Origin of the sequence: Streptomyces sp. KLMMK, assembly GCF_036961605.1 — a bacterium.
GTDB classification, from domain to species: domain Bacteria; phylum Actinomycetota; class Actinomycetes; order Streptomycetales; family Streptomycetaceae; genus Streptomyces; species Streptomyces telluris.
The window spans coordinates 1-13,987 of sequence record NZ_JBAMDC010000157.1 but is presented as its reverse complement, the minus strand read 5'-3'; the positions used below and the strand labels follow the sequence as shown (position 1 = coordinate 13,987).

At 71.4% G+C, this 13,987-nt stretch carries 16 protein-coding genes; 9 read left to right on the top strand and 7 right to left on the bottom strand.

The annotated features are described in order from the left end of the window. On the bottom strand, positions 1-349 hold a 349-nt coding region (locus V7793_RS21470; RefSeq protein ID WP_336008919.1), incomplete at its 3' end, for a hypothetical protein. A gap of 213 nt (positions 350-562) precedes the next feature. Here V7793_RS21470 and V7793_RS21465 point away from each other — a divergent pair. Beyond that, a complete protein-coding gene (locus tag V7793_RS21465; protein ID WP_336008917.1) occupies positions 563-1,807 on the top strand; it encodes a GDSL-type esterase/lipase family protein in 1,245 nt (414 codons plus the stop codon). Between the two features lie 86 nt (positions 1,808-1,893). Here the strand turns inward: V7793_RS21465 and V7793_RS21460 are convergent, their stop codons facing one another. Both V7793_RS21460 and V7793_RS21455 read right to left on the bottom strand, forming a co-directional pair. Beyond that, positions 1,894-3,048 carry a GDSL-type esterase/lipase family protein gene (locus V7793_RS21460; RefSeq protein WP_336008915.1) on the bottom strand — a complete coding sequence of 385 codons (1,155 nt, stop codon included), beginning with the start codon at positions 3,046-3,048 and terminating at the stop codon, positions 1,894-1,896. Positions 3,049-3,265: 217 nt separating this feature from the next. Further along, positions 3,266-4,228, bottom strand: a complete 963-nt coding sequence (locus tag V7793_RS21455; protein ID WP_336008913.1) for a helix-turn-helix domain-containing protein — start codon at positions 4,226-4,228, stop codon at positions 3,266-3,268. 163 nt (positions 4,229-4,391) lie between these two features. Between V7793_RS21455 and V7793_RS21450 the strand changes: the two genes are divergently transcribed. The 5 genes from V7793_RS21450 (at position 4,392) to V7793_RS21430 (ending at position 8,883) form a co-directional block, all read left to right on the top strand. Further along, positions 4,392-4,682 (top strand): cupin domain-containing protein, encoded by a 291-nt coding sequence (locus V7793_RS21450; RefSeq protein ID WP_336008921.1) that lies wholly within the window; start codon positions 4,392-4,394, stop codon positions 4,680-4,682. Positions 4,683-4,774: 92 nt separating this feature from the next. After that, positions 4,775-5,194: a helix-turn-helix transcriptional regulator gene (locus tag V7793_RS21445; protein ID WP_336008911.1), complete on the top strand. Its 420-nt coding sequence runs from the start codon at positions 4,775-4,777 to the stop codon at positions 5,192-5,194. A gap of 10 nt (positions 5,195-5,204) precedes the next feature. Beyond that, a complete protein-coding gene (locus tag V7793_RS21440) occupies positions 5,205-5,621 on the top strand; it encodes a VOC family protein (protein ID WP_336008909.1) in 417 nt (138 codons plus the stop codon). A gap of 93 nt (positions 5,622-5,714) precedes the next feature. Then, complete coding sequence (locus tag V7793_RS21435; RefSeq protein ID WP_336008907.1) at positions 5,715-8,123, top strand: excinuclease ABC subunit UvrA; 2,409 nt, start codon at positions 5,715-5,717, stop codon at positions 8,121-8,123. Positions 8,124-8,250: 127 nt separating this feature from the next. Beyond that, positions 8,251-8,883 (top strand): AAA family ATPase, encoded by a 633-nt coding sequence (locus tag V7793_RS21430; protein ID WP_336008905.1) that lies wholly within the window; start codon positions 8,251-8,253, stop codon positions 8,881-8,883. Positions 8,884-8,908: 25 nt separating this feature from the next. Here the strand turns inward: V7793_RS21430 and V7793_RS21425 are convergent, their stop codons facing one another. The 4 genes from V7793_RS21425 to V7793_RS21410 all read right to left on the bottom strand — a co-directional run bounded on the left by V7793_RS21425 (position 8,909) and on the right by V7793_RS21410 (position 11,346). After that, the gene (locus V7793_RS21425) at positions 8,909-9,391 is read right to left on the bottom strand and encodes a hypothetical protein (RefSeq protein ID WP_336008903.1); all 483 of its coding nucleotides are present in this window, start codon (positions 9,389-9,391) and stop codon (positions 8,909-8,911) included. 115 nt (positions 9,392-9,506) lie between these two features. Beyond that, positions 9,507-10,184, bottom strand: coding sequence for a lipoprotein (locus V7793_RS21420; protein ID WP_336008901.1), 678 nt, complete (start codon positions 10,182-10,184; stop codon positions 9,507-9,509). Between the two features lie 224 nt (positions 10,185-10,408). After that, a complete protein-coding gene (locus V7793_RS21415; protein ID WP_336008899.1) occupies positions 10,409-10,951 on the bottom strand; it encodes an RICIN domain-containing protein in 543 nt (180 codons plus the stop codon). Between the two features lie 230 nt (positions 10,952-11,181). Next, complete coding sequence (locus tag V7793_RS21410; RefSeq protein WP_336008898.1) at positions 11,182-11,346, bottom strand: hypothetical protein; 165 nt, start codon at positions 11,344-11,346, stop codon at positions 11,182-11,184. A 192-nt stretch (positions 11,347-11,538) separates the two neighbouring features. On the opposite strand from V7793_RS21410, the gene V7793_RS21405 reads away from it, so the two are divergent. From V7793_RS21405 to V7793_RS21395, 3 genes are all read left to right on the top strand, one after another. Continuing rightward, complete coding sequence (locus V7793_RS21405; RefSeq protein WP_336008897.1) at positions 11,539-12,438, top strand: pseudouridine-5'-phosphate glycosidase; 900 nt, start codon at positions 11,539-11,541, stop codon at positions 12,436-12,438. After that, complete coding sequence (locus V7793_RS21400) at positions 12,435-13,373, top strand: carbohydrate kinase family protein (RefSeq protein WP_336008895.1); 939 nt, start codon at positions 12,435-12,437, stop codon at positions 13,371-13,373. Before V7793_RS21405 ends, V7793_RS21400 begins: the two co-directional genes overlap by 4 nt. 266 nt (positions 13,374-13,639) lie before the next feature. Beyond that, positions 13,640-13,774, top strand: a complete 135-nt coding sequence (locus V7793_RS21395; RefSeq protein ID WP_275477360.1) for a hypothetical protein — start codon at positions 13,640-13,642, stop codon at positions 13,772-13,774. Positions 13,775-13,987: the final 213 nt, after the last annotated feature.

Sequence of the window (13,987 nt, the reverse complement as noted above, 5' to 3'; positions counted from 1 at the left end):
CCGGAGGGGCGGGCGCGGGAGGAGCCGGAGGGGCGGGGGCAGGAGGAGCCGGGGCGGGCGGCGCCGGGGCGGGCGGTCTGGCGTTGCGGCACTTCAGCCACACCTCTGCGTCCACGGTGAGCACGTGCGCAGTGATGTCCAGGCACCCCTGGCCGTTGTCGGTCACTTCCGCTCGGGCGTTGCCGCCCAGTGCGTTCACGGCGACGTGCGACGGCGGATGCGGTGGCAGCAGGCTCGGCAGGCGGTGCAGGACGGCGTTCACCGACGTGTTGCCCGTGGCGACGCTCGCACCCCCGTCGTCGGCCGCCGCCTCGCCCGTCATCGCCAGCGCAGCAGCCGTGGCCAGCATCACCGCATACCGTGTTCTCCGCCGCCCCGTCACGCGGAACAGCCTGCACGCCCTTCGACGGCTCCAACTCCCGTTCCCACCAGATTCCTCCGATGGGCGGAAAATTGCGTGAGCACATCACGATGAGCGCGCGGCGGGGGCGTCCGGCGTCCGGAAACCCGGTGAACGGATAATGATTGGGCATTCCACGCATCCGGCCCGCAGAATGCACCCATGAACGACCGGCTCGACGACACCCGCGACACCCCCGACACCCCTGACGCAACCCCGGCGACGGACTGGACGGCACCACCCGTCACCACGCCCGTCACCGCGGACCTCCTGCGCGGCGCCCTGGACCTGGAGTACACCGAACACGGGGTACTGCCGCACCGGCTGCCGGCCCGGGCCCGGGCGCAGTGCGCCGACGGCCGGCTGGCCATGGCGGAGGCCCAGCCCTCCGGCGTGCGGCTGGTGTTCCGCACGCGGGCCGGGGTCATCGAGCTGGACGCCCTCCGCACCAAGAACGTCTACCAGGGCGCCCCGCCCCGCCCCGACGGCGTCTACGACCTGTTCGTCGACGGCAGCCCGGCCGGGCGGGCGAGCGTGACCGGCGGCAACGTCCTGATGGTGGACATGGCCACCGGGTCCGCGGAAACCCGTCCCGGCCCGGTCGGCACCGTCCGGTTCGCCGGCCTGCCCGACCGCGTCAAGGACGTCGAGATCTGGCTGCCGTACAACGAGATCACCCAGCTGGTCGCCCTGCGCACGGACGCTCCCGTCGAGCCCCTGCCCGACGGGGACCGCAAGAAGTGGCTGCACCACGGCAGTTCGATCAGTCACGGCTCGGATGCCGCAAGCCCCAGCACGACCTGGCCCGCGCTGGCCGCTTCCCTCGGCGGCGTGGAACTCACCAACCTGGGGCTGGGCGGCAGCGCGCTGCTCGACCCGTTCACCGCCCGTGCACTGCGCGACACCCCCGCGGACCTGATCAGCATCAAGATCGGCATCAATCTCGTCAACACCGACCTGATGCGCCTGCGCGCCTTCGGCCCGGCGGTACACGGCTTCCTCGACACCGTCCGCGAGGGCCATCCCACCACTCCGCTCCTGGTCGTCTCCCCCGTCCTGTGCCCCATCCACGAGGACACCCCCGGTCCCAGCGCCCCGGACTTCAGCAGGATCAGCGAGGGGAAGCTGCAGTTCCGGGCCGCGGGCGACCCCGCGGAACGCGCCGCCGGAAAGCTGACCCTCAACGTCATCCGGGACGAGCTGGCACGCCTGGTGGAGCAGCGGGCGGCCGACGATCCGCACCTGCACTACCTCGACGGCCGCGAGCTCTACGGCGAGGCGGACTTCGCCGAACTGCCGCTGCCCGACCAGCTCCACCCGGATGCCGCGGCACACCGCCGCATCGGCGAACGCTTCGCCGCCCTGGCCTTCGGCTCCGGCGGCCCATTCGCCGCCACGGGCGTCTGAAGCACCCGCTCAACACCCGTTCAATGCCCGTTCAATGCCCGTTCAATGCCCGTTCAATGCCCGGTCAGTGCCCGGTCAGTGCCCGGTCAGCGCCCCGTCCGGTCCGCCGGGCGGATGCGCATGGCGGTCGGCGAGCCGTCGCCGAGGTAGTCCGCGACGCATCCGTACCGGCCGGGCCGGGCCGCCGCCACGAGGCCCAGGCAGGCACCCAGCGCCCGCTGCCCGAAGGCGTTGGGGTGCATGGATTCCTCCAGCGTCCCCTGGGTGTTTGCGTAGTCGAGGAAGCGGAACCACTCGTGCTGACGGGCGTCGGGGCCGGTGGCTCCCACCTGGGTGGTGCCGAGGGCGCAGACCTCGTGTCCCGCCATCGTGTCCTTGAGGTCGAGGAAGTCCGCGCCCCGGGACGCGGCGACGTCACCGATCACGGCGGACAGCCGGGGGACGAGGGTGTAGCGGGCCCAGGAGGCGTCCCGGTCGTTGAAGGGACAGCCGTCCCTGCGCAGGCGGTTCGGGTCGCCTTCGCGCAGGCGGAACTCCTCGCCTCCGGGGAGGGGCGACGGGTACGACTGCAGGACGAGCCGGTAGTCGCCGTCGCCGTAACCGGCGGCCGCCATCGTGGCCCGGACGTCGTCCACGACCGCGGACACCTTCGCCTGGACGGCGGGCAGCTTACGGTCGGCCTCCGCGGCCTGCTTCTTCCAGCACAGGCGGCTGAACGCCCAGTCGTAGGCGCAGTCGCCGATGATGGTGCCGAATCCGAGGTCGTTCCCGCCGATGGAGAGGGTGACGAGCGTGACCTTCTTGGTGCGGGCGATCTGTGCGAGCCGGTCGGCCTGCGGTGCCTCTCCGTTGAGGGGCAGTCCGCCCCGTGCGGCGCTCAGGACGTGCTGCGTCTCGGCGCCGGAGCAGGCGAGGTTGATGCGTTCGGCCACGGGCAGGGGCGCGGTGAGGATCTCCGCGACGTCCGAGCGGTGGCAGCCGCCGACCGCCGCGGTCGCGCCGTAGACGCGCCCGGGGTCGTACGCCGTACCGGTCCAGGCCCGGTCGGTGCCGTTGCGGCCCTTGTCGTAGCGGTCGGTGTTGCCGAGCCAGCGGCCGCCCTCGCCGGAGATGAAGCTGTCCCCGAGCGCGACCGCCACGGACGGGCCGGCGGGCGGGGCCGGTGTCGAAGGCGGAGCCACGGCCGCGGCCGGGGCCGGATCCGCGGCCTGTACGGGGGCGGCGCTCGTAAGTGCCGCCAAGGTACTGAGGATCGTGCCGGCGAGTATGGTGCGCGCGGGGCGGCGGGCCTGTCTGGAACGGGCGCGGCGTAAGTACACGGGGAGTCCTCTCGGTCGGCGAGTTGCGGCAATGAGGAAACCCTCGGTCCGGTGCCGGCACAAGAGTTGTCACACGGAACAGATCCAACCGGTCCGACGGATCAGACGGGTCAGACGGATCAGACGGGTCCCAGGGGTGCTACCGCTGCCCGGCCCGGAACGCACGGCGATAGGCGCCGGGGGTCGTGCCCAGGGCGCTGAGGAAGCGCCTGCGGAGGTTGGTGGCCGAGGAGAGGCCGACGCGGCGGGCGACGGCGTCCAGCGGGAGGTCCGAGGACTCCAGCAGCTCCCGGGCCGCCGTGATCCGCTGGGACAGCAGCCACTGCCCGGGGCTGGTGCCGAGCTGATCCGTGAACCTCCGGGCCAGGGTGCGCGCCGAGACGCCCGCGTGCGCGGCGAGGTCGTCGAGGGCCAGTGGTTCGCCGAGTCTGCCGGTGGCCCACTCCAGCACGGGCGCAAGCGTGCCCTCCATCTGCAAGGGGTGCGGCGGCGCCGCATACTGCAGCTGCCCGCCCTCGCGGTGGGGCGGCATGACCATGCTCCGTGCGACATCCGCTGCGTAGCGGGCGCCGTGGTCGGTGCGGACCAGGTGCAGGCACAGGTCGATCCCGGCCCCGGAACCCGCGCTGGTGGCCACGTCACCGTGATCCACGTAGAGCACGTCCGCGGCGAGCCCGACCGCCGGGAAGCGCAGGGCGAACTCCTGCGCCAGCGCCCAGTGCGTGGTGGCCTCCCGACCGTCCAGCAGCCCCGCGTGTGCCACGACGAAGGCCCCGGAGCAGATGCTGACGACTCGCGCCCCGCGGGCGTGAGCGCGGCGCACGGCACGGAGCACTGCGGGCGAAGGCTGCTCGTCGGTGGGGAGCCACCCCGGGACGATCACGGTGTCCGCCCGGTCGAGCGCGTCCAGCCCGTCGGTCACGACCATGTCGTACCCGGCGCTCGTGGGGACGGGGCCCGGGGTCTCCGCGCAGACGCCGAACGTGTAGCGGGTGGGCAGTCCTCGGCGCTCGGTCCCGAAGACGTCGGCCGCGCAGGCGAGCTGGAAGGTCGACTGCGGGGAGTGGACGAGGGCCACTACGCGATGCAGGTGCGTGTGCATGGCAGGAAAGTACCGCAGCATGTCATTCTTGACACTCGGCGCGGCGACCACGGTCGGCCAGGCTTTCCCCATGGCAACAGAACAGAGCACCTCCGCCGCCGCACCCTCTTCCGCCCCCTCTTCCGCCGCCCTCTCTTCCGCCTCCGCCTATACGTGGTCGGCCGTGCAGGACGCTCCCGTTCACGAGCTCTTCCCCGGCATCCGCCTGCGCCCGCTGTGGAGCGGCGACCACGGCGCGAAGGCCCTCGTGGTGGAGCTGGACCCCCACGCGTGCTGGGAGGGAGTGGATCTCCACGAGCCGGGCCCCGAGGAGGTCTACGTGATCTCCGGGACCTTCAACGACGGCGACCGCGACTATCCGGCCGGCTCGTTCATCCACGCCCCCGCGGGCTCCTCACACGTACCGCAGACGACGACCGGCTGCACGCTGTTCGTCTTCTACCCCGAGGGCTAGTTCCCCGCGCCCGTACGGGCCGGAGGCCGGGGGCCGGAGCCCGGAGGCCGGGCACATCGGCGCCCGGCCCCGTGGGATGGGATCCTGGTCGCGTGAACTTGGAGGACCTCGTCCGGCTGCGCCGGGCCCGCGACCTGATGGACCGCGACTACGCGAAGCCGCTCGACGTGCCGGCGCTGGCGCGCACCGCCCTGATGTCGACGGGCCACTTCTCCCGCAGCTTCCGCGCCGCCTTCGGGGAGACGCCGTACAGCTACCTGATGACGCGCCGGATCGAGCGGGCGAAGGCGCTGCTGCGGCGGGGTGACCTGACGGTCACGGAGGTCTGCTTCGAGGTCGGCTGTACGTCGCTGGGGTCGTTCAGCTCACGGTTCACCGAGCTGGTGGGCGAGAGCCCGAGCGCGTACCGGGCCCGCCGCCATGACGACGGCGCCTCCATCCCGCCCTGCATCGCCAAGATCCGCACGCGACCGGTCAGAAATGGAGAAGCGAAACCCGACCCCCGCCCGTAGCGTAAAACGCATGGACATCAAGCTTTCCTCGTGCTTCATCGCCGTCGACGACCACGACAAGGCGCTCGCCTTCTACCGGGACGTGCTCGGCCTGGAGGTGCGCAACGACGTCGGGTTCGAGGGGATGCGCTGGGTGACCGTCGGCGCGCCGTCGCAGCCCGACGTGAACATCGTTCTCGAACCGCCCCTCGCGGACCCGAACGCCTCGGCCGCCGACAAGCAGGCCATGGCGGAACTGCTGGCCAAGGGCCAGCTGCGCGGCGTCATCTTCCACACCGACGACTGCGACGCCACCTTCGAGCGCGTCCGCGCCGCGGGCGGCGAGGTGCTGCAGGAGCCGGTCGACCAGCCGTACGGCGTCCGCGACTGCGCCTTCCGCGATCCCTCCGGCAACATGCTGCGCTTCACCCAGCCTCGCAGGCAGTGAGCCCCGCGCCCGCGAGCCGGGCGCTGCCCCCGCCGACGACCGAGGCCCGGCCGCGAAGACGGCCCTGCGTAACCGATGGAGATACGAAACCCGATGAGCACGGCCAAGACGAGCACGGCCAAGAAGACGAAGGCGAACACGAAGTCGCCTGCGCCGCACACTGCCGACAGCCACGATCTGATCCGTGTGCACGGCGCGCGCGTGAACAACCTCAAGGACGTCAGCATCGAGATCCCCAAGCGCCGGCTGACGGTGTTCACGGGCGTCTCCGGTTCGGGCAAGAGCTCGCTGGTGTTCGACACGATCGCCGCGGAGTCGCAGCGGCTGATCAACGAGACCTACAGCGCCTTCGTTCAGGGCTTCATGCCCACGCTGGCACGGCCCGAGGTGGACGTGCTGGACGGGCTGACGACCGCGATCATCGTCGACCAGCAGCGGCTGGGGGCCGATCCCCGCTCCACCGTCGGCACCGTCACCGACGCCCACGCGATGCTGCGCATCCTCTTCAGCCGGCTCGGGAAACCGCACATCGGCCCGCCCAGCGCGTACTCCTTCAACACCGCCTCGGTCCGGGCGAGCGGCGCGATCACGGTCGAGCGCGGTACCAAGAAGGCGGTGAAGGCGACCTACGAGCGCACCGGCGGCATGTGCCCGCGCTGCGAGGGCCGGGGCGCGGTCTCGGACATCGACCTCACCCAGCTCTACGACGACTCCAAGTCCCTCAGCGAGGGCGCGCTCACGATCCCCGGCTACAGCATGGACGGATGGTACGGCCGCATCTTCACCGGCTGCGGCTTCTTCGACCCGGACAAGCCGATCCGCAAGTACACCAAGCGGGAGCTGCACGACCTCCTCCACAAGGAGCCGACCAAGATCAAGGTCGACGGCATCAACCTGACGTACGAGGGGCTGATCCCGAAGATCCAGAAGTCGATGCTGTCCAAGGACATCGACGCGCTGCAGCCGCACATCCGGGCGTTCGTCGAGCGGGCGACGACGTTCGCCACCTGCCCCGAGTGCGACGGCACCCGGCTCAGCGAGGGGGCCCGGTCCTCGAAGATCAAGAAGATCAGCATCGCCGACGCCTGCGCGATGGAGATCAGGGACCTGGCCGAGTGGGTCCGCCGCCTCAAGGAGCCGTCGGTGGCACCGCTGCTCACCGCGCTGCAGCAGACCCTCGACTCGTTCACCGAGATCGGTCTGGGCTACCTCTCGCTCGACCGGCCCTCGGGCACGCTGTCGGGCGGTGAGGCGCAGCGCGTCAAGATGATCCGCCACCTCGGTTCCTCGCTCACCGACGTCACGTACGTCTTCGACGAGCCCACCACGGGCCTGCACCCCCATGACATCAGCCGGATGAACGACCTGCTGCTGCGGCTGCGGGACAAGGGCAACACGGTGCTCGTCGTGGAGCACAAGCCGCAGGCGATCGCGATCGCCGACCACGTCGTCGACCTCGGGCCCGGTGCCGGTACGGGCGGCGGCACGGTCTGCTTCGAGGGCACGGTGGAGGGGCTGCGGGCGGGCGGCACCGTCACCGGCCGCCACCTCGACGACCGGGCCGGCCTCAAGGAGACGGTGCGCAGGCCCACCGGGAAGCTTCCGGTCCGCGGCGCGACGGAGCACAACCTGCGAAACGTGGACGTCGACATCCCGCTCGGCGTGCTGACCGTCGTCACCGGCGTCGCGGGCTCCGGCAAGAGCTCGCTCGTGCCCGGATCGATCCCCGCCGACGAGGGCGTCATCTCGGTCGGCCAGGGCGCGATCCGCGGCTCCCGGCGCAGCAACCCGGCCACCTACACCGGGCTCCTCGACCCGGTCCGCAAGGCGTTCGCAAAGGCCAACGGCGTCAAGCCGGCCCTGTTCAGCGCCAACTCCGAGGGCGCCTGCCCCACGTGCAACGGCGCCGGCGTCATCTACACCGACCTGGCGATGATGGCCGGCGTCGCCACCACCTGCGAGGACTGCCAGGGCAAGCGGTTCGACGCCTCGGTCCTCGACTACCACCTCGGCGGCCGCGACATCAGCGAGGTGCTGGCGATGCCGGTGGCCGAGGCCGAGGACTTCTTCGCCGACGGCGAGGCGCGCATCCCGGCCGCGCACAAGATCCTCACCCGGCTCGCCGACGTCGGCCTCGGCTACCTCACCCTCGGCCAGCCGCTCACCACACTGTCCGGCGGCGAACGGCAGCGCCTCAGGCTCGCGACCCACATGGCGGACAAGGGCGGCGTCTACATCCTCGACGAGCCGACCACCGGCCTGCACCTCGCCGACGTCGAACAGCTCCTCGGCCTGCTCGACCGGCTCGTCGACTCCGGCAAGTCGGTCATCGTCGTCGAACACCACCCGGCGGTCATGGCACACGCCGACTGGATCATCGACCTCGGCCCCGGCGCCGGCCACGACGGCGGCCGGATCGTCTTCGAGGGCACCCCCGCCGACCTCGTCACCGCCCGCTCCACCCTCACCGGCGAACACCTCGCGGACTACGTCGGCGTCTGACCGACGCCTCGGGCGGCTTCCGGCCGCTTCCGGCCATGGGGTACGCGCCCTCATGGCCGCTCACAGCCGCCTTGCACACGTACGACTGCCGGCCTCCCGGTGCCGGCAGTCGGCGTAGTGTCTGCACATGCTTCTGTGGATCAACGGACCGTTCGGCGGCGGCAAGACGCAGACCGCGCACGAGATCCGGCGACGGCTTCCGGGCAGCATCGTCTGCGACCCCGAGCACGTTGGTTTCGGCTTGCACCGGATGCTGCCCCCGGCACTGCGCGGCGACTTCCAGGACCTCCCCGCCTGGAGGCAGAGCGTGTACGACATGCTGGACCTGGCCGCGACCGAGTACGACGGCACCGTGATCGTCCCCATGACGCTCGTGGAACCGGACTACTTCCAGGAAGTCATCGGCCGGCTACGGGAACGCGGTCACGACGTCCGGCACTTCGCCCTTCTCGCCGACCGGCGAACCGTCCTGAAGCGACTCCGCGAGCGGAACTTCGGGCACGTCGTGCGGGTCGTCGCAGGAAAGGACGCACCCCTGCGCAGGGAGAGCTTCGCCGTCTCGAAGCTCGACCTGTGCTTGGAACGCCTGCGCAAGCCCGAGTTCGCGGAACACGTATGGACCGACCGGATCACCGTCCCCCAGGCCGCCGACCACATCGCCGCCTCGGCCGGACTGCCCCTCACACCGAACACGGACCGGGCCCTGCAGGGCCACCTGCGCCGCGCGTGGACAGGCGTCAAGCACATCCGGTTCGACTGAATTCGGTACGGCCGCCGCCTACGGGCTACGTACGTGACTGCTCCGTCAGGCGATGGGCTTCGGCCAGGACTTCGGCGTCGACTTCTTCCTCCGTTTTGTCGCCGTATTCGAGGATGTCGTACTCGTCGTGGAACGCGGCGATCCTTTCCGTCAAAAGCAGGTCGTGACCGAACTGCTGGTGGATCCGGAAGGCGAGCTCCTGCGGTGTCATCTCTCCCGCCAGCATCCGGCGGAGGAGCGAGTGGGCGACGGCTTCCCGGCCGGCGTCACTGCCGCGGGGGTAGAAGGTAAGGCCCAGCTCGCTCAGTGCCGTGGGCAGGAGCTCGGGGGCGTCGTAGTCCGCCTCGGCGCGGGTGCAGGCGGCCAGCCTCCGCAATGCGGGACTGTCGAGTCCGGCCAGGAGGGCGTCACAGGCCGCGTCGACGACCTCGGGCGCGCGGACTTCGCCGAGGCTCCAGAAAGCGGCGAGATCCTGCAAGTCCTGGGCTGGTGATGAGATCGTCGGCATTCACCCATGATCTCTTCACGTTGCTGTCCCGGTCGAACGCATTTCACTGCTGTGGCCGTTCAGCGGCGACCCGGAACCCTTTCAAGGGGTTTCGAGTCGCCGCGGTCAGCCGGCCTCAGGTGGTGGGGGTCATGCTCTTCTTGGCCAGTTCGTAGGCCGGGAGCATCTCCTTGTGCTCCTCGGTGTCGAGCCCGCCCAGGTGCACGATGGTCACGCCCTTCGGGGTCTTCACGGCGAGGGCCCGCTGCTGTCTCGGCTCGTCCGTAAGGGCGCTCTTCTGCGTGTAGACCACTTCCGAGGCGGGAAGGTCACCGGCCTTGAGGTCGCTGAACTTCTGCTCGGAGACGTTCTTCTCCTCGGCCATGTACCCCTCCAGCGTCTGGCGTGCCGAGGAGTCGGTCCGGTCCGTGGTCCAGACCCGCATGAAGCCGATATTGCCCGCGGGCTTGGCATCGAGTTCGCAGGCGCCCCTGAATGCCGCGTGCCCGGAGATCTTGGCGAGGAGCTTTCCGTCCTCGACGGAGAGGCCCGAAGGCTTCCATGCCTTGGCCAGTTCGAAGGAGACCGGGAGCTCGCAGGCCGAGCCGGCGGGGCCGATCAGGGTGACCTTCTTCGCGTCCGGCTTGCCGGTGTTCTTTTCGGCCTTCCCGGCCTTCTCGGCCTTCGCCGCCGTTTCGGCCGGGGCCGTGGACTCCCGGGTGGTGTCGCCACCCTTCTCGGCGCCCGACGAGCAGCCGGACAGGACGCCGATCGTGAGTGCGGCGGAAACCGCACCCCGCGTGAGCTTGCGCATAGAGCCTTTTCCTCATGGAATGAATCAACCGCGCAAATCTAGCCGCAAAGCCGGAAGGTTCCCAACCGTTATTCCGGCGCTCCCTGCCGGCGGATGAACGGGCCGTGCCCGGCGGGGGCGAACCCCGCCGGGCACGGCATCGAGCATGCAGCGCGGGTACGTACCCGGTGACGACCCGGTACGGCCCGGGTGCGAGGGCCGGGTACGGGGCCGGGTACGGACCGCTAGATGTTCCAGTAGTGGTCCGCCCACGTGCCGCACGGCCACTGAATGGCCTTCTCGCCCTGTACGCGGCTGGCGCCGGGGATGGCGAGGCACTGGCCGCTGTTCCAGTTCACCAGGCGCGTGCCGCTGCCGGTGGCGTCGATGCCCCAGTAGTGGTCCGCCCAGGTGCCGCACGGCCACTGGATGACCTGGGTGCCCGGCGTGGTGCTGGCGCCCGGCACGGCCAGGCACTGCTGGCTGTTGAGATTTCTTATGCGGTAGTAGTTGCGGCCTCCGTTGTTGAACGCGTACTCGAACTGCCAGTAGTGGTCCCGCCAGCTGCCGCAGCCCCATTGGATGAGCCCGATGCCGTTCTCGGTGCTGCCGCCGGGTACGGCCAGGCAGTGGGCGCTGTTGCCGTTGCGGATCCAGCCGTAGGCGAGGGCACCGTCCGTTCCGGGCTCGGTGTCCGGTCCGGCGGCGGAGGCTCCGGTGATGCCGGAGGTGAGCAGCGTGGCCGCGGCGGCCGCCACGAGTCCCAGGAGGCGATAGCGCGACTTCATGTGTCCCCTTCCTCGTACGAGAGAAGTGCCTGGATCATGAGTCGTACATGCCGTGCCTGCCCTCGGCCCGATGCCCGCGCCGGGGCCGGAGCCGGGCCGGGCGGGGCGGGGCCGGGCAAGGCCGCACGCTATAGCCGTTCGCCGGGAAACGGCAGACGCCGGATGGGGCGCCTGCAAGTTGGCGGGAAGACGCTGCCCGGGCCGTAGGGGTTCCGGCCCCGCCGCGCGGCTCAGTCGAGGCGGCGCAGGAACACGTCGACGACCTTGCCGGTGCCGTCGGGGACGAGGCTGTCGGCGGCGCTGGTGAAGACCGCGGTACGGCCGGGCGGCCGTCGGTGCCGCCGCTGGGGTAGCGGCCCGCGAGAACGGCGATCTCCTGAGCCGCGTGCCGGCACGCTCCTCGCCGGCGGAGGCTTCCGGTCGCGCGTCTCGGGGAACAGCTCTGTGCATCGAGGATCCGGTGAGCAGCGCCGTGCTCGGCGCGACGGGAGGGGCCTGCGATGTCAAAGGAGTCAGAGGTGCCGACGACTGCAGATGCGTCAGGTGCATCCAAGGCAGCTGCGTCCAAGGCGTCGGGGCGGCGCCCGTTGGCCGTCTCGGACGAGGTGCGCGAGGCGCTGGACCGGGGCCGGCCGGTTGTCGCCCTCGAATCGACGATCATCGCGCACGGCCTGCCCAGGCCACGGAACCTGCACGTGGCGGAGGAGCTGGAGGGGCTCGTACGGGCCGGAGGAGCCGTCCCCGCGACGGTGGCGGTGCTGGACGGGCGGCCCCATGTCGGGCTGGACAAGGACCAATTGGCGCGCGTGGCGGGCGAGAGCGGGATCCGCAAGCTGGGGCACCGCGATCTGGCCCCGGCGGTCGCGGCGGGGGCGAGCGGGGCGACGACGGTGTCCGCGACCGCCTTCCTCGCGGCCCGGGCCGGGATCCGCGTCTTCGCGACGGGCGGCCTCGGCGGCGTCCATCGCGAGTGGGCGCAGACCCAGGACGAGTCCGCGGACTTGCGCCTGCTGGCGAGGGTACGGATCGCGGTCGTCTGCGCAGGGGTGAAGTCGGTCCTGGACGTGCCGGCGACCTTGCAGCGCCTGGAGACGCTGGGTGTCGGCGTGCTGGGCTTCCGGACGATGGAGTTCCCGGGCTTCTACCTCAGCAGCTCCGGCGAGCCGGTCGACTGGACGGCCGGCTGCGCGGCGGAGGTGGCCGGTGTGCTGCGCGCTCAGGACGCGCTCGGCGGCCCGCCCTCGGCCCTGATCGTCGCGAATCCGGTCCCCGCGGCGGAGCAGCTCGACCCGGTCCTGCACGACCGGGTGCTGGCGCAGGCACTGGCAGCGTGTGCGAGTGAGGGGGTCACCGGACAGGCGGTCACTCCGTTCCTCCTCGACTATCTCGTCCGGCACACCGACGGCGCGTCCTTGGAGGCCAACGTGGCCGCGGTGCGGGGCAACGTGCGGCTGGCGGCCGAGATCGCGACGGCGTACGCCGCATGAGCGGCGCCGGCAGCGCGACGCTGCTCGTCGTGGGTGACGTGGTGACCGACATCGTCGCCCGGCACCGCACGCCGCTGGCTTCCGCGACGGACACCGCGGCCCGCATCGCCACGCTCCCGGGCGGCGCAGGCGCCAACGTGGCCTGCTGGGCCGCCCGCTCGGGCGTCCGTGACGTACGCATCCTGGCCCGCGTGGGCGCGGATGCGGCGGAGGAGCACGAGCGTGCGCTCCGCGCGGCGGGCGTCCGCCCGCACCTGGTGGTCGACCCCGAGACGCCCACCGGCACGGTCATCTCCCTCGTCGGCCCGGACGGCGAGCGGACGTTCCTCACCGACAGCGGCGCGGTGCTGCGCCTTTCGGCCGCCGACTGGAGTGACGGCCTCCTGGCCGGCGTCGGCCATCTGCACGTCTCCGGCTATCTCTTCTTCGCCGACCCGAGCCGTACGGCCGCCCGGCTGGCGATGGAGGCGGCCCGCGCCCGCTCCGTGCCGGTGAGCGTCGACCCGGCCTCCGCCGGTTTCATCGCCCGCTTCGGCGTGGACCGCTTCCTCGCGGCCGTCGCGGGGGCGGACACCTTCCTGCCCAACCACGACGAAGCCGCGCTCCTCACCGGTCTGCCGGATCCGGCCGACGCGGCGGCCAAGCTGAGCCGGCACTTCCCTCTCGTGGTCTCCACGCAGGGCTCCCGGGGCGCGCTGGTCGCCGCCTCCGGCGCAGTCGTCGCCCGTGTGCCGGCCGAGGCCGCCACCGCCGTGGACACCACGGGTGCGGGCGACGCCTTCACCGGAGCCTTCCTCGCCGCCCGCCTGGCGGGCCGTGATCCGGCCGAGGCCGCACGCCGGGGCTGCCGGGCCGGCGCCGAAGCGGTCACCCTCGTCGGCGCTCGCCCCCGACTCCCGGAGGATCCCGTCGACGACCCCCTGAGCAGCGGGTGAGCCGGCGCCGACGGCCACGTCGGCGGCCACGTCGGCGGCCCTTGCGTGGGAAGGGACTCGCCGACGTTCATCAGCCAAATACCACGCATTAAGGTGTTACGCCCATAAAGTTACATTGTGCAGTACCAGCGCTGACCTCGGGTCAGCCCGTCCCGTCGGGGCCTCACCCAGGGGTCTCGGGAGGGGCCGGTTGCGCTGCCACACCCGAGGGCCCTCATAGGGTCTCGCCGGCCGGCGGGTCTCCTGGTCCGAGGAGAGGCGCACACATGGTGCAGCACAGAAGGCCGAAAGCGCCGGTCGACTGGAACCTGGTCCGCAGCGCGGCCCGAGCAGTGACGCCTTGGGTGGAGCTGCTGACGGCCCTCACCGCTCTGGCCCTGGTGATGACCGGCAGGGGCTGACCCGCGGGGCGTATCACCAGTACGCCCCGTGGAGCCAACTCTTCGGCTTGCCTGTCGCGGGTCCAGCCCCGCGGCGGGCATTTCCTGCGTCCGCACCGCGTGATTCCGGCACGGAAGGCACGACGGCGTGCGCGTGCGCGTACCCGTCGCCCTGCGTCGGCTGCCCGACGAGCCCACACACTAACGCACGGCACGGGGCGCCGCCCGGGACCG

Bases quoted from the DNA above. Each gene is read 5' to 3' on its own strand.
- V7793_RS21465 (WP_336008917.1), top strand. From the start codon at position 563: ATGAACGACCGGCTCGACGACACCCGCGACACCCCCGACACCCCTGAC.
- V7793_RS21455 (WP_336008913.1), bottom strand. From the start codon at position 4,228: ATGCACACGCACCTGCATCGCGTAGTGGCCCTCGTCCACTCCCCGCAG.
- V7793_RS21440 (WP_336008909.1), top strand. From the start codon at position 5,205: ATGGACATCAAGCTTTCCTCGTGCTTCATCGCCGTCGACGACCACGAC.
- V7793_RS21435 (WP_336008907.1), top strand. From the start codon at position 5,715: ATGAGCACGGCCAAGACGAGCACGGCCAAGAAGACGAAGGCGAACACG.
- V7793_RS21430 (WP_336008905.1), top strand. From the start codon at position 8,251: ATGCTTCTGTGGATCAACGGACCGTTCGGCGGCGGCAAGACGCAGACC.
- V7793_RS21425 (WP_336008903.1), bottom strand. From the start codon at position 9,391: ATGCCGACGATCTCATCACCAGCCCAGGACTTGCAGGATCTCGCCGCT.
- V7793_RS21420 (WP_336008901.1), bottom strand. From the start codon at position 10,184: ATGCGCAAGCTCACGCGGGGTGCGGTTTCCGCCGCACTCACGATCGGC.
- V7793_RS21415 (WP_336008899.1), bottom strand. From the start codon at position 10,951: ATGAAGTCGCGCTATCGCCTCCTGGGACTCGTGGCGGCCGCCGCGGCC.
- V7793_RS21400 (WP_336008895.1), top strand. From the start codon at position 12,435: ATGAGCGGCGCCGGCAGCGCGACGCTGCTCGTCGTGGGTGACGTGGTG.
- V7793_RS21395 (WP_275477360.1), top strand. From the start codon at position 13,640: ATGGTGCAGCACAGAAGGCCGAAAGCGCCGGTCGACTGGAACCTGGTC.